Origin of the sequence: Micromonospora endolithica (assembly GCF_003626595.1) — a bacterium.
Taxonomy (GTDB): domain Bacteria; phylum Actinomycetota; class Actinomycetes; order Mycobacteriales; family Micromonosporaceae; genus Micromonospora; species Micromonospora endolithica.
Genome location: NZ_RBAK01000013.1, coordinates 144919 through 157393 on the forward strand (window position 1 = coordinate 144919; position 12475 = coordinate 157393).

Below are 12475 nucleotides of genomic sequence, written 5' to 3' on the forward strand. Positions count from 1 at the left end.
CTCCCCGCCTTCAGCCCCGGCTCTGCGACTGCGCGCCGCAGGAGGGACAGTCCGGGTCGTGCGGAACGTCCACGAAGTACTGGTGGTCCCATCGGGCGACGCTCTGGTGGAACACCCGTCCGGCCACCTGCTGGGGCAGCCCGGCCAGGTGATAGAGCACCTCCAGCGCGCACAGGTGGCCGGTGATGTTGGCGTTTGCCGCGATGACCGCGTTCGGCCGGGGCAGGTTGGTCAGCGACGTGCCGTGGGTGTGCATCTCGTGCTTGTCCGGGCGGCGCTGCAGACAGGTGTAGCAGCCGGTCCGGTACGGCAGGAAGGAGCCGACCACCGCCATCGGACCGGTGTAGAGAGCCATGAACCACGGCACACCGGTCCGCAGCGCGGCCTCGTTGCTCCAGGTCTGGATGAGCCGCTCGGGCTTGTCCGCGCAGAGCACCAGGGCGTCGAAGCCGGCCATCAGCTCGGCGATGTCGTCGGCGGAGCGCACCTGGCGCTCCTCCCCGGTGACGGCGACACCGGAGTTCATCGCCCGCAACCGCTCCACCGCGACCTTGACCTTCGGCTGACCCACGTCGCTCTCGGTGTAGAGCAGTTGCCGGGTCAGGTTGGGTTCGTCGACCACGTCGAAGTCGGCGCAGTGCAGGCGGCCGACGCCGCTGGCGACCAGGCTGGCGGCGACGGCGGTGCCGGTGCCGCCGAGGCCGAGCACCGCCACCCGGCCGCGACCGATCCGCGCCTGTGCGTCGTACGGCGACTCACGCGGCTTGTCGTCGATCCAGGAGAAGAAGTGCCGCGCCCGGTCGTACCGCGCGGCGGCCTCCGGGGTGACCCCGTCCGGCAGCGGCGCCGCCGCGTCCTCGATGAACCCCTGCTCGGCCAGCTGGTCCACCACCTCGCGGACGCTCTCGTCGGACAGGCCGGGGTGGGTGGCGGCGAGATCGTGGCAGACCTCGGTCAGGTCCCGGGTGCCGTCCAGCAACGTCAGGAGCCGGGCGATGGTGCCGTCCTCGTCGTCCTGGATCTCGGCGGCGACGCCGTACTGCATCAGTCCGATCATCAGCCGATTCCGCGGCAGGAGGTACGGCTCGTGGACACTCTTGACGCGTGGTCGGACCATGTTCATCCGCGACCTCACAACTGCTCGACGGGGAAGGACGGGTGCACCGGACCGGAGCCGACCGGGTGTGGTCGGCGGCGGGCGGCATGCGCGCGGCACCGCGTCCCGGCCCGGACCGGGCATCCGCCTCGCGCGCCGCCGAGGACGCACTCTGGTCGCCGCCCCGGTGCGGGCGACGACCAGAGTGCCGGGGCCCTGGTCAGGCGCCGTTGCCCTCGCGGATGACCGTCGTCTCCAGCTTCTCCAGCTTGCGGACCTTCAGCGAGAGCTTCTTGCCGGTCTGCTCGACCTTTGCCTTCTCCATGTGCTGCCTCCTCGGATGGCATGGCTTCCGGTCACCCGGATGTGATCCCCACCCTGTCGCCCGCCGGCATCGTCCCGTCACAACTTGATCATCAATCTCTCCCGGGGACCCGACAGTGGGCCGTCGCGGCGACTGCGCCGGTCGACGTGTCGGCGGCCGCCGACACGATCCGGTCCTACCGTCGGGCGGTGACCCCTGATGTCCGTACTCCGCCCACGTTCGCCCGGGCCGACCGCCGCGCGGCCTTCCACGCCCTGCACCACGGCGACCGGCCGCTGCTGCTGCCCAACGCCTGGGATCACGCGAGCGCCGCCGCGTTCGCCGCCCGTGGCCACCCGGCGGTCGGTACGACCAGCCTCGGCGTCGCCGCGGCGGCCGGGCTGCCCGACGCGGCCGGTGTGCTGCGCGCGGCGAACCTCCGGCTGGCCCGGCTGCTGCGACCGCTGCCGGTGCTGCTCACCGTCGACGTGGAGGGTGGCTGCTCCGACGATCCGGCAGAGGTCGCCGACCTGGTCGCCGAACTGGCCGACCTGGGCGTGGTCGGGGTGAACGTCGAGGACGGGCGGCCCGACGGCACGTTGGCCCCGGTGGCGGTGACGGCGGCGAAGGTCGCCTCGGTCCGCGCGGCGGTGCCGGGGCTGTTCGTCAACGCGCGTACCGACGCGTGGTGGCTCGGCACCTCGGACCCGTTGCCGGAGGCGCTGCGCCGGGCGCGTGCGTACGCCGACGCGGGGGCGGACGGCGTCTTCGTTCCCGGCGCGCCCGACGCGACCGCCGTCGCCGCCGTGGTGGACGCGGTCGCCGTGCCGGTGAACGTGCTGCACCGGCCCGGTGGGCTCACCCTGCCCGAGCTGGCGGGCCTCGGCGTGGCGCGGGTGAGCACCGGTTCGCTGCTCTACCGGGCCGCGCTCGGCGCCGCCCTGGCGGCCCTCGACGCCGCCGCCGGCTCGCCGCGCGCGGACGTCGATCCCCCCTCGTACGCCGAGGTGCAGGCCCTGAGCGCGCCGCCCGGATCGCCGGCACGCTGACACCTCGCGCGCCATTCGGGGGAGATAGGAGGATTGTTCGGACTCATCCCGGCTCGCGTGTTTACCGTGTCGACAGGGCGATGCACACCGTGACGTCGTGACGGGAGAGAGGACCCGAGCCATGCGAGTGCCCAGTCGAAGCCCGGGACAACCGGGTCCTGGTATCTCCCCGGCGGCGCCGGCCCGGCGCCGTGCGCCGTCCGCCCTGCCCCGCCGGTCCGCGACCCCCGCGCCGGACCTGGACGCCTACCGGGCCGCCGTGGCCGACCTGCTCGTCGAGGTCGGCGCCCTGGCCGGAGCGCCCGGCCCGGTGGCCCGGCAGATGCTGGTCGACGCCCGGCTGCGCGACCCGGCGATCGCCGCCGTCCTGGACGCCACCCCGCAGGGGCTCGTCGGCGCCCGGGAGACCCTGTTGCTGGAGATGGCCCGCTACCAACCCAACGCGCGCAGCTCGGCGGCCGACCTCACCGCGCTGGTCCGGATCTACCTGCTCTCCCGCATCGACGTGATGTGGTGGCGGGACACGCCCACCTTCCGCACCGACGACCAGGTACACGCCAGCTCGGACCTGGTCGACCTGGAGTGGCTGCGCCGCCGCGACCTGCTGCGCTTCCGGTACACCGAACAGCCGACAACCGTGCTCGGGCGCGGCCTGCGGGCGGTGCACCGCCGGCTGCGTCCCGACGCCACCCCCCGCACCGCCGGCCTGCTGTTCCGCCGGACCCGCCGGGAGGTGGTGGCGCTGCTCAACGACATCGCCCGGGAGTTCGCCGCGGCCACCCCGCCGGCCACCCCGCCGCTCTGGGTGACCAGCCTGGTCCGCAGCGCCGAGCACCAGCACCGGCTGCGCCGTCTCGGGTACGCGGCGATGGTCCCCAGCGGACACTGCCTGGGCTGGGCGGTGGACGTGGAGATGGCGTGGTTCACCCGGTTCGGCGTCGGCGACACCCTCGCCGAGTTGCTGCTGGCCCGCCAGCGGGCGGGCGAGGTCAACGTCGTCGACGAGGGCCAGGCGTGGCACCTCTGCGTCGCGCCGGGCGCCCGCCGGCGGCTGCGGCGCGCGTACGAAGCCGAGATGGGGGTCTGAGCACATGTGCGGCATCGCCGTGAGCCTCGGCCCGGAGGCCGACCCGGTGGTCTTCCGGCGGATGCTCGCCACCCTCTCCCCGCGCGGCGAGGTGACCGAGACCCGGTACGAGAACGGCCTGCTCGCCGGCGTACGCCGGCTTCCGGTGGTGGACCGCGACCGCGCGGTGCAGCCCTGGGTCTCCGCCGACGAACGCTGGTTGCTCTGCTACAACGGCGAGGTCTTCAACCACCACGAGCTGCGGGCGGAGCTGACCCGGCTCGGGCACCGCTTCCGCACCGTCAGCGACACCGAGGTGGTGCTCGCCGCCTACCTGCGGTGGGGCGAGGACATGGTCACCCGGCTACGCGGCGAGTACGCGTTCGCGGTGGTGGAGCGGGCCACCGGCCGGGCCTACCTGGTCCGCGACCCGCTCGGCGTCAAGCCGCTGTACTGGGCCCGCACGCCCGGCTGCCTGCACCTGGCCAGTGAGGTCAAGGCGCTGGTGGGCTACGGCGCGCCGGTCGCCGAGGTGCCGCCGGGGCACCACGGCTGGGCCGAGGCGGACGGGCCGGTCCGGCTGCGCCCGTACGTCGACCTGCTCACCCTCGGCGCGGGGCTGCCGGTGGTGGACGACCCGGACGAGGCCGCCCTGCTCGTCCGTGCCGCCCTCACCGACAGCATCCGGATGCGGGTGGACACCGACCTGACCGTCGGTGTGGTGCTCTCCGGCGGTCTGGACAGCTCCCTGGCGATGCTGCACGTCAGCGAGATGCACCCGGACTGCGTCGCGGTCACCGTCGGGGTGCCGGACAGCCCGGACGTCGCCTACGCGCGGCGGCTGGCCCGGGACCTCGGCGTGCCGCACGAGGTGGTGGAGCTGCGCCCGCGCGACATCCGGCTGGCCGACGTCCGGGAGGCCATCCGGATCTCCGAGCTGACCGAGTACGGCGACATCATCAACGCGGTGGTCTCGGTGCCGATCTTCCGCCGGCTGCGCGAGCTGGGCGTCAGGGTGGTGCTCACCGGGGACGGCTCGGACGAGCTGTTCGGCGGCTACCCGATGTATCACCAGGTCGGCCCGGAGGCGTCCCGCCGGCTGTTCCTGCACCGGATCCGCAACCTGTGCCGCACCGAGTTGCAGCGGGTCGACCGGGCCAGCATGGCGTACGGGGTGGAGGCCCGGGTGCCGTTCCTCGACCTCAGCGTGGTGGAGCTGGCGATGCGGTTGCCGATCGGGCTCAAGATGCGCGCCGGTCAGGAGAAGTGGATCGTGCGGCACGCCTTCGCCGACGTGCTCCCTTCCTACGTGCGACGCCGGCCGAAGAACCCGATGTCGTACTCCTCCGGGCTGCACGAGCGGGCCCGGCTCTACAAGCCGCTGTTCGCCCGGCTGCACCGCTCCTTCGGCTACGACCTGCTGGAACCGGTGCGCCGGGACTTCGACACCGTGCTCACCCGCTGCGGCAACGACCTGGACGCCGCGCTGGCCGCCGGCCGGGCCCGACCGGACTACACCGTGCTGGAGCACGCCCGGGACCTGGTCGGCGCGGCGAAGTGGAACGCCGCCCCGGTGGTCCGCCGCCTGGTCACCCCGCGCCGCACCCCGTAACCCCGTCGCGCCGGTCGGGGGCGGTGGCGGCGTGGATGCGGGCGACGAGCTGTTCCAGGGCGCTCACCTCGGCGCGCAGCGCGGCGCGGCCGGCCCGGGTCAGTTTGAGCCAGGTGCACGGTCGGCGACCCTCGTAGCCCTTGGTCACCTGGAGCAGTCCGGCGTCCTCCAGGATCCGCAGGTGCCGGTTGAGGTTGCCGTCGGTGAGGCCCAGCTCGTCGCGGAGCGTGGCGAACCGGCACTCGGGGATCTCACTGAGCACGGTGAGGATGCCGAGGCGTACCCGCTGGTGCACCACGTCGTCCAGCGCGGTGGCCGGGTGTGGCGGCGGGTCGGTCATGCCCCGGGCCGGCGGGTCGACACCAGGCGGGCGGCGGCGACGGCGAGCAGCGGCAGTGCCATCAGGACAAGGTAGTGGCCCGGCCGCCAGGCCAACTGACCCGGAGCCGGTCCACCGCCGATCAACCAGCCGGGTACCGTGCCGAGCGGGAAGACGGTGCACAGCCACGCGCTCAGCGCCACGATCCAGACCCCGGCGACCACCAGACCCCGGCTGCGTTCCACCCAGCCCAGCGCGACGGCCATCGCGGCCGGCGCCAGCAACGGGGTCAGCAGGCCGGGCCAGAAGGGACCCTCGATCAGGACGAGGGTGTCCGGTGGCGGCGAGGTGGGCACGGCGGCGATGACCGCGAGCAGGAGCAGCACCCCCAGCCCGGTGGCGGCGAACGCCGGCCACGGCGTCCGCACCCCGAGTCGGCGCGCCCGGCGCCGGTACCACCAGGCGCTGCCGGCGAGCAGCAGCGGAACGCCGAGGAACCAGAACAGGTACGACGCGACGGGGGAGCGCTGCTGGTCGGGCAGCCCGGCCCAGTAGGGGTGCTCACCCTCAATGGCGTAGAGCTGGCCGAACGGTGCCTGGTAGAGGGCGGAGCTGGCCAGCAGCAGCACCGCGATGCCGAGCGCGGGCAGCCAGGCGCCGCCCCGGGCGCGGCGGGCGCTGCGGTCGCGGAGCCGGTCGAGCTGGGCGAGGGTCCGTTCGGCCTCGGTGGTGCGGTCCGGTTCCATCGGCAGCTCCCGACTCTGAAACAACGAGTACTTTGCAATGCAGAGCCTAGGCGTCCGGCGGGCGCTCCACAAGGGTCCGGCGGACCGGGGCGGGGGCATGCCGCAGGGCAGCTCCCGCCCCGGCCCGCGCGGTGGCGGCGGCTCGCGGTCTCAGTGGGTGAAGCGCCCGGCGCGCCGGCCGTCCAGCCGGCCCGCCGGCAACCGGCGTCCGCACAGCACGAGCAGCAGGTCCTGCGCCGACCCCCGGACCGGGTCGCCGGTGCCGTACGACCAGTCGAGATCGGTCGCGCGCAACTCGACGCCGGTCAGGTCGGTGCCGAAGAACGCGAGGTTCCTCGGCCGCATCCCGGCCAGGACCAGGGCGACCCGTTCGGGGGGAACCCGCCGGTCCAGTCCGAGGCCCACGGTGATGTCGAGTCCGTGGATCACGTCGTGCGCGAGGGCACCGTGCGGACCGCCGCCCGGTGGCGTCCACGGATGCGTGGCGTTGTCCCGCAGTGCGGCGAGCAACTGTGCGGATGTCAACGCGGCCGCGTCCCGGCGCGCGCTCCGGTCCGCCATCCGGTTGACGTCGCCCCGGGCCTTCACCAGGTCGAGAACCGTCCGCGCCAGGGATGCCCGGAACGGCAGGGTGGTGTGGGCGACGACCTCCCGTACCCGCCAGCCGTCGCACAGGGTGGGCGCGTCCCACTGCCCCGGTCGCAGGCCGGCGAGCACGTCGGCCTGCTCGCGGCGTTCGGCGGCCACCGCCGCCCGTACGTCCTCGGTCATGTTCGTTCCTCCTGCCGGTGGGCGCGGCGTCTCCGCGCTCCCGGAGGGGATACGAGCCGGCGGCGGCGAACCCATCGGTCCACCGGCGGTGCGTATGGTCGGGCGGTGACCGCGACGTCGACCGACGAGGCAGCCTCCCGACTGGAGCCGTTCCGGATCGAGCTGACCGGCTACTGCTACCGCATGCTCGGCTCGGGCTTCGAGGCCGAGGACGCGGTCCAGGAGACGCTGCTGCGGGCGTGGCGGTCGTACGACCGCTACGACGCGGGCCGGGCGTCGTTGCGCACCTGGCTGTACCGGATCGCGACGAACGTCTGCCTGGACCTGCTCCGCGGCGCCCGGCGTCGGGCCCTGCCGGTGGACCTCGGCGCACCGGCGTTCGCCGGCCCGGGGCTCGGCGAACCGGCGTCGGAGCGGGTCTTCGTCCAGCCGGTACCCGAGTCGCTGGTGCTGCCCACCGCCGTCGACCCGGCGGAGCAGGCGATCCGGCGGGAGACGATCCGCCTCGCGTTCGTCGCGGCCCTGCAGCACCTGCCACCCCGGCAGCGGGCGGTGCTGATCCTGCGCGACGTGCTCTGCTGGAGCACCGAGGAGGTGGCCGACCTGCTGGACACGAGCGTCCCGGCGGTCACCAGTGTCCTGCAACGCGCCCGGTCCACCCTCCGGGCGGTGGACGTCCCGGCCGGCGAACCGTGGCGGCCGTCCGACCCGGCCCAGCGCGACCTGCTCGCGCGCTACTGCGCGGCGTTCGAGCGGCACGACGTGGCCGCCCTGGTGGCCCTGCTGCACGAGGACGCGACGATGTCGATGCCGCCGATGCGGTGGTGGATCCGCGGCCGGGACCGGATCCGGGCGGCGCTGTCGGCGCCCGACGCCCCCTGCGCCGGCGCGCGGCTGGTGCCGGTGGCCGCCAACGGGACTCCGGCGTTCTGGCAGACCCGACCCGGCCCGGACGGCGTGCACCTCCCGTTCGGGCTGGTCGTCCTGGACCTGCACGACGGCCTGGTCACCGGCATCACCACCCACCTCGACGTGGATCGGCTCGTCGCGCTCTTCACCCCGGTGGTCCTGGACGGATCCGCGGCGCGGACCTGACCCGACGCCGCCGCGGCACGGCCGCCGCGACCCGGTCGTGGTCCGGACGCGACCGGACCCGGCCCCCGCGGGCGGGGACCGGGTCCGGTGTGGTGCGACGGCGTTACCAGCTCAGGTAGCGCGGCTGGGTCTGCACGTTCAGCTCGTCGTAGCGGATGAAGTTCGCCAACCAGGTGCGCCAGTCGGTGAGCTTCAGGACATCGAGGCCCTTGACCATGTCGTTGGAGTAGATGTAGCCGTTGTACCAGTACGCCGACCAGCTGCCGCCGCCGACCAGGCGGTCCACCGAGAGCGGGCCGCGCTCCCAGAACGCGATCTCCTTCGGGTTGGCCGAGTCGGTGAAGTCCCACACCGAGATGCCGCCCTGGTACCACGCCTGGACCATGATGTCCCGACCGGGGACCGGGATCAGCGAACCGTTGTGTGCGACGCAGGTCTCGGTCTCCGCGTTGTAGCGGGGGATCTTGTAGTAGCTGCGGAAGACCAGGGTGCGGGCGTCACCGCGCCCGGTGATGTCGTAGACCGCGTCCGCGCCCCGGTTCGGGCCGATGGCCTCGGTGCAGGTCGCCGCGCCGCCGCCGCCCAGCTCGTCGGTGAAGACCACCTTGGTGCCGGCGTTGTTGAACGTGGCCGAGTGCCAGAACGCGAAGTTCTCGGTGTCCCGCACCCGGTTGATCACCCGGGGGGCCTCCCGGTCGCGGATGTCCAGCAGGATGCCGTCGCCCATGCAGGCGCCGGCGGCCAGGTCCTTCTCCGGGTACGCGGTGATGTCGTGGCAACCGCTGGTCGCCGACTTGGCGCCCGGCACACCCGGGAACCCGCCGTCCGGGAACAGGTTCGGGGTGGCCACCACGGCCGCGTCGGTGGGCTTCTTCACCGGCACCTTGACGATCGAGATCGAGTCGTGCGGCGGCGGGCAACCCACGTACGCGTCGGACGGCCCGTACGACGACACGTACAGGTAGACCGACCGGCGGTCCTTCGCCGGGACCAGGGTGTGGGTGTGCGAGCCGCAGGCGGTCTGCACGCTCTTGACGTAGCGCGGGTTGGCCTTGTCGCTGATGTCGAAGATCCGGATGCCCTCCCACCGCGTCTCGCTCGACGGCACCTGCGTGCTGGAACAGGAGTCGTCGCTGCGGGGCGAGTCGGTGGACAGGAAGAGCAGGTTGCCGCGGACCGAGATGTCGTTCTGCGACCCCGGGCAGAGCACCGAGGCCACCACCGTCGGCGCGGTGGGCCGGGAGATGTCGTAGACGACGAAGCCGTTGTAGTTGCCGGCGAACGCGTAGCGGCCCTGGAAGGCGAGGTCGCTGTTGGTGGCGTCGAGCGGCGCGACCTTCGGCAGGTTGGCGACCTGCTTGAGGTTGGGGCTGCTCACGATCTCGTCGATGCCCGGGATGGTGTTGGCGGCACCTGACGGCGCCGAGCGGACGGCCACGTCGGCGCTGCCCGGTGGGGCGGCGGCGACGCTGGCGAGGAGGAGGCCGGCCGCGGCCAGGCCGACGGTGGCGAGCCGGCGGGACCGCGGCAGGGAGGATCTGAGCATCTGCGGCGCCCTTCGCAAGGGGTAGTCGATGCCCGAAACCCTAGCAATCGGTGACGCTCATCGATGTGACCCGGATCACATTTAAGGCGGTTCATCAATGGATAAGATCGCCATGACCTCTACCGAGGGAGATTCGCCCATGACCGTACGACGCGTACGGACCCTGGCCGTCGTCACATCGGTCCTCCTGCTCGCCGGCGTCGTGGTGGCCGTCCTGCTCGGCTCGCGCGGCGCCGCCCCCGGCCCCGCCGCCGCACCGGCCGCCGGGACCGCCACCGCACCGACCGCCGACGCCGGACCGGCCGCGCCGGGCGGACCCGCGGTGATCGTTCCCGGCCGGCCGGGGGAGACCGCCGCCACCCGCCCCGCCGAGGACCTCGCCGGGGCCGCCGCTCCCCGTCCGCACAACGCGATGGACACCTGGTTCGTCCGGATGATGATCCCGCACCACGCGCAGGCGCTGGAGATGGCCACGCTGGCGCCGGAGCGCGCGGCCGACCCCGACGTACGCGCCCTGGCCGACCGGATCCGCGCCAGCCAGGGACCGGAGATCGGCATGATGCGGGGCTGGCTCCAGGCCCGCGGCCTGGCCGAGAACGTCGCCGGGCACGACCACGGCAGCATGAAGGGCATGCAGTCGCCGGAGGCGATGCGCCGGCTCGCCGACACCCGGGGGGCCGCCTTCGACCGGCTCTTCGTCGAGATGATGACCGCGCACCACGCCGGTGCCGTCGAGATGGCCACCGACCTGCTCCGGGTCGGCGCGGACCTCACCCTGTCCGAGTTCGCCAACGCCGTGGCCACCGAGCAGGCCGTCGAGATCGACCGGATGCGGACTCTGCTGGCCTCCTGACCCCGGTGTGGGCCGGCACGTACGCTGGGTGACCGTGAACCGCACCGTGTTCGGCCGCCCGCTGCGCAGCGTCGCCTTCGACGTGTGCGTCGCCCTCGGCGTGGTGCTGGTCGGACTGGCCGGGGCGGGCAACCAGCCCGGTGGCTGGCTGGCCGTCCTGCTGGGGGCCGCCATGGCGGTGGCACTGCTGTTCCGCCGGGTCCGGCCCAGCGCCGTCGCGGCGGTGGTGGCCGTCCTCGCGCTGGTCCAGGTCGCCGCCGGCTGGGGCCCGCTGGCCTTCGACGTCGCCGTCCTGGTCGCGCTCTACAGCGTGGTCAAGTACGCCGAACGCCTGCGCGACGGCGTCCTGGCCGGCGTCGTCGCCGCCGTCGGAGTGGTGCTGGCCGCCGTCCAGACGCCGGGCGAGGCGCCCTGGTGGGCCACCACCATCTACTTCGGACTGATCACCGGCGGCGTCTTCCTGGCCGCGCTGAACGTCCGGACCCGCCGGCTCTACGTGCTCAGCCTGGAGGAACGGGCCGCGACCCTGGAGCGGGAACGCGAGGCCGAGGCGCGGGCCGCCGTCGCCGAGGAGCGCACCCGCATCGCCCGGGAACTGCACGACGTCGTCGCGCACAGTTTGGCGGTGATGATCGTGCAGGCCGACGGGGCCCGGTTCACCCTCGACCGGGATCCGGAGACCGCCCGGGCGGCGGTCAAGGTGGTGGCCGACACCGGCCGGGTCGCCCTGGAGGAGATGCGGCGGCTGGTCGGCGTACTCCGCGAACCGAGCCCGCCGGAGACGGCGGTCGCGCCCGCCGCGAACGGTGCGCCGGACGCGCCGGGGGTCGCCGCCGAGCCGGCGCACCGCCGGCCGGCGCTGGCCGAACTGCCCGCCCTGCTGGACCGCTTCCGCGACGCCGGCCTGCGGGTCCGCTGGTCGGCCGCCGACGACCCTCCGGCGCTGCCGCCGGGGCTGGAGCTGACCCTCTACCGGGTGGTGCAGGAGGGGCTGACCAACGCGCTCAAGCACGCCGGGGTCGGTGCCGGCGTCGAGGTGGGCCTGGACCGGCCCGAAGGCGCCGTCGTGGTTCGGGTGGTCGACGACGGGCGCGGCCGACCGCCGGTCCGGCCGGCGCCGTCCGGCGGTCACGGTCTGTTGGGCATGCGCGAGCGGGTCGGCGTGTACGACGGCAGCCTCACCGCCGGACCCCGACCGGGCGGGGGCTGGCGGGTCGAGGCGCGGCTGCCGCTACCCTCGACGCCCGGAGCGGAGGTGGTCGCGGCGTGACCGTGCGGGTGGTGATCGTGGACGACCAGGCGCTGGTGCGCGCCGGGTTCCGGATGGTGCTGGACTCCCAGCCCGACCTGGAGGTAGTCGGCGAGGCGATCGACGGCGCCGACGCGCTGCGCGTCCTGGCCCGCGTCGAGGCCGACGTGGTGGTGATGGACGTGCGGATGCCGGCCATGGACGGCGTCGAGGCGACCCGCCGGATCTGCGCCGCCCGTCCGCCCGGCCCGCCCCGGGTGCTGGTGTTGACCACGTTCGACACCGAGGCGGACGCGTTCGCCGCGCTGCGGGCCGGTGCCAGCGGCTTCCTGCTCAAGAACGTGCCCCCGGAGGAGCTGCTGGCCGCGATCCGGGTGGTCGCGCAGGGCGACTCGGTGGTGGCCCCGTCGATCACCCGCCGGCTGCTCGACCGCTTCGCCGGCCAGCTCGGTCCCGGCCCCGCCGCGGACCCCCGCCTGGCCCAGCTCACCGAGCGGGAGCGGGAGATCCTGCTGCTCGTCGCGCAGGGACTGGCCAACGCCGAGATCGCCGCCCGGTTGCACGTCGCCGAGGCGACGGTCAAGACGCACGTCGGGCGGATACTGGCCAAACTCCAGCTCCGCGACCGGGTGCAGGCGGTGGTCCTGGCGTACGAGAGCGGCCTGGTGACTCCCGGCGGCTGACCCCGCGTACACCCCGGGTCGTACCCACCGGCGGGGCCGACCACCCCGTGGTCGTACAGCCGTCGAGCGTGCCGGTGGACGCGGGC

General features: G+C 74.0%; 12 protein-coding genes. 7 read left to right on the plus strand and 5 right to left on the minus strand.

What is annotated here, in order from left to right; translation table 11 throughout:
- Positions 1-10: 10 nt before the first annotated feature.
- Positions 11-1057 carry a TOMM precursor leader peptide-binding protein gene (locus tag D7223_RS26380; RefSeq protein WP_158610937.1) on the minus strand — a complete coding sequence of 349 codons (1047 nt, stop codon included), beginning with the start codon at positions 1055-1057 and terminating at the stop codon, positions 11-13.
- A gap of 552 nt (positions 1058-1609) precedes the next feature.
- Between D7223_RS26380 and D7223_RS26385 the strand changes: the two genes are divergently transcribed.
- The 3 genes from D7223_RS26385 (at position 1610) to D7223_RS26395 (ending at position 5127) form a co-directional block, all read left to right on the plus strand.
- Positions 1610-2449 (plus strand): isocitrate lyase/phosphoenolpyruvate mutase family protein, encoded by an 840-nt coding sequence (locus D7223_RS26385; protein ID WP_238162238.1) that lies wholly within the window; start codon positions 1610-1612, stop codon positions 2447-2449.
- A gap of 121 nt (positions 2450-2570) precedes the next feature.
- Entirely contained in the window at positions 2571-3536 is a 966-nt protein-coding gene (locus D7223_RS26390; protein WP_120731190.1) for a DUF5715 family protein, read from the plus strand.
- 4 nt (positions 3537-3540) lie between these two features.
- Entirely contained in the window at positions 3541-5127 is a 1587-nt protein-coding gene (locus D7223_RS26395; protein ID WP_120731192.1) for an asparagine synthetase B family protein, read from the plus strand.
- On the opposite strand, the gene D7223_RS26400 is transcribed toward D7223_RS26395, so the two are convergent.
- The 3 genes from D7223_RS26400 to D7223_RS26410 form a co-directional block, all read right to left on the minus strand.
- Positions 5105-5467, minus strand: coding sequence for a winged helix-turn-helix domain-containing protein (locus D7223_RS26400; protein WP_120731194.1), 363 nt, complete (start codon positions 5465-5467; stop codon positions 5105-5107). The two genes, D7223_RS26395 and D7223_RS26400, sit on opposite strands and share 23 nt — an antisense overlap.
- Complete coding sequence (locus D7223_RS26405; protein WP_120731195.1) at positions 5464-6192, minus strand: hypothetical protein; 729 nt, start codon at positions 6190-6192, stop codon at positions 5464-5466. The genes D7223_RS26400 and D7223_RS26405 overlap by 4 nt, the downstream gene beginning before the upstream one ends.
- A 150-nt stretch (positions 6193-6342) precedes the next feature.
- The gene (locus tag D7223_RS26410) at positions 6343-6963 is read right to left on the minus strand and encodes a maleylpyruvate isomerase family mycothiol-dependent enzyme (RefSeq protein WP_120731197.1); all 621 of its coding nucleotides are present in this window, start codon (positions 6961-6963) and stop codon (positions 6343-6345) included.
- Between the two features lie 105 nt (positions 6964-7068).
- Between D7223_RS26410 and D7223_RS26415 the strand changes: the two genes are divergently transcribed.
- Complete coding sequence (locus D7223_RS26415) at positions 7069-8058, plus strand: sigma-70 family RNA polymerase sigma factor (protein WP_120731199.1); 990 nt, start codon at positions 7069-7071, stop codon at positions 8056-8058.
- A gap of 103 nt (positions 8059-8161) precedes the next feature.
- On the opposite strand, the gene D7223_RS26420 is transcribed toward D7223_RS26415, so the two are convergent.
- Complete coding sequence (locus D7223_RS26420; RefSeq protein WP_120731202.1) at positions 8162-9604, minus strand: LVIVD repeat-containing protein; 1443 nt, start codon at positions 9602-9604, stop codon at positions 8162-8164.
- Between the two features lie 139 nt (positions 9605-9743).
- On the opposite strand from D7223_RS26420, the gene D7223_RS26425 reads away from it, so the two are divergent.
- The 3 genes from D7223_RS26425 to D7223_RS26435 are packed head-to-tail and all read left to right on the plus strand — an operon-like array spanning position 9744 to position 12389.
- A complete protein-coding gene (locus D7223_RS26425; RefSeq protein WP_120731203.1) occupies positions 9744-10457 on the plus strand; it encodes a DUF305 domain-containing protein in 714 nt (237 codons plus the stop codon).
- A gap of 28 nt (positions 10458-10485) precedes the next feature.
- The gene (locus D7223_RS26430) at positions 10486-11727 is read left to right on the plus strand and encodes a sensor histidine kinase (protein ID WP_120731277.1); all 1242 of its coding nucleotides are present in this window, start codon (positions 10486-10488) and stop codon (positions 11725-11727) included.
- Positions 11724-12389, plus strand: coding sequence for a response regulator (locus D7223_RS26435; protein WP_120731205.1), 666 nt, complete (start codon positions 11724-11726; stop codon positions 12387-12389). Before D7223_RS26430 ends, D7223_RS26435 begins: the two co-directional genes overlap by 4 nt.
- Positions 12390-12475 lie beyond the last annotated feature (86 nt).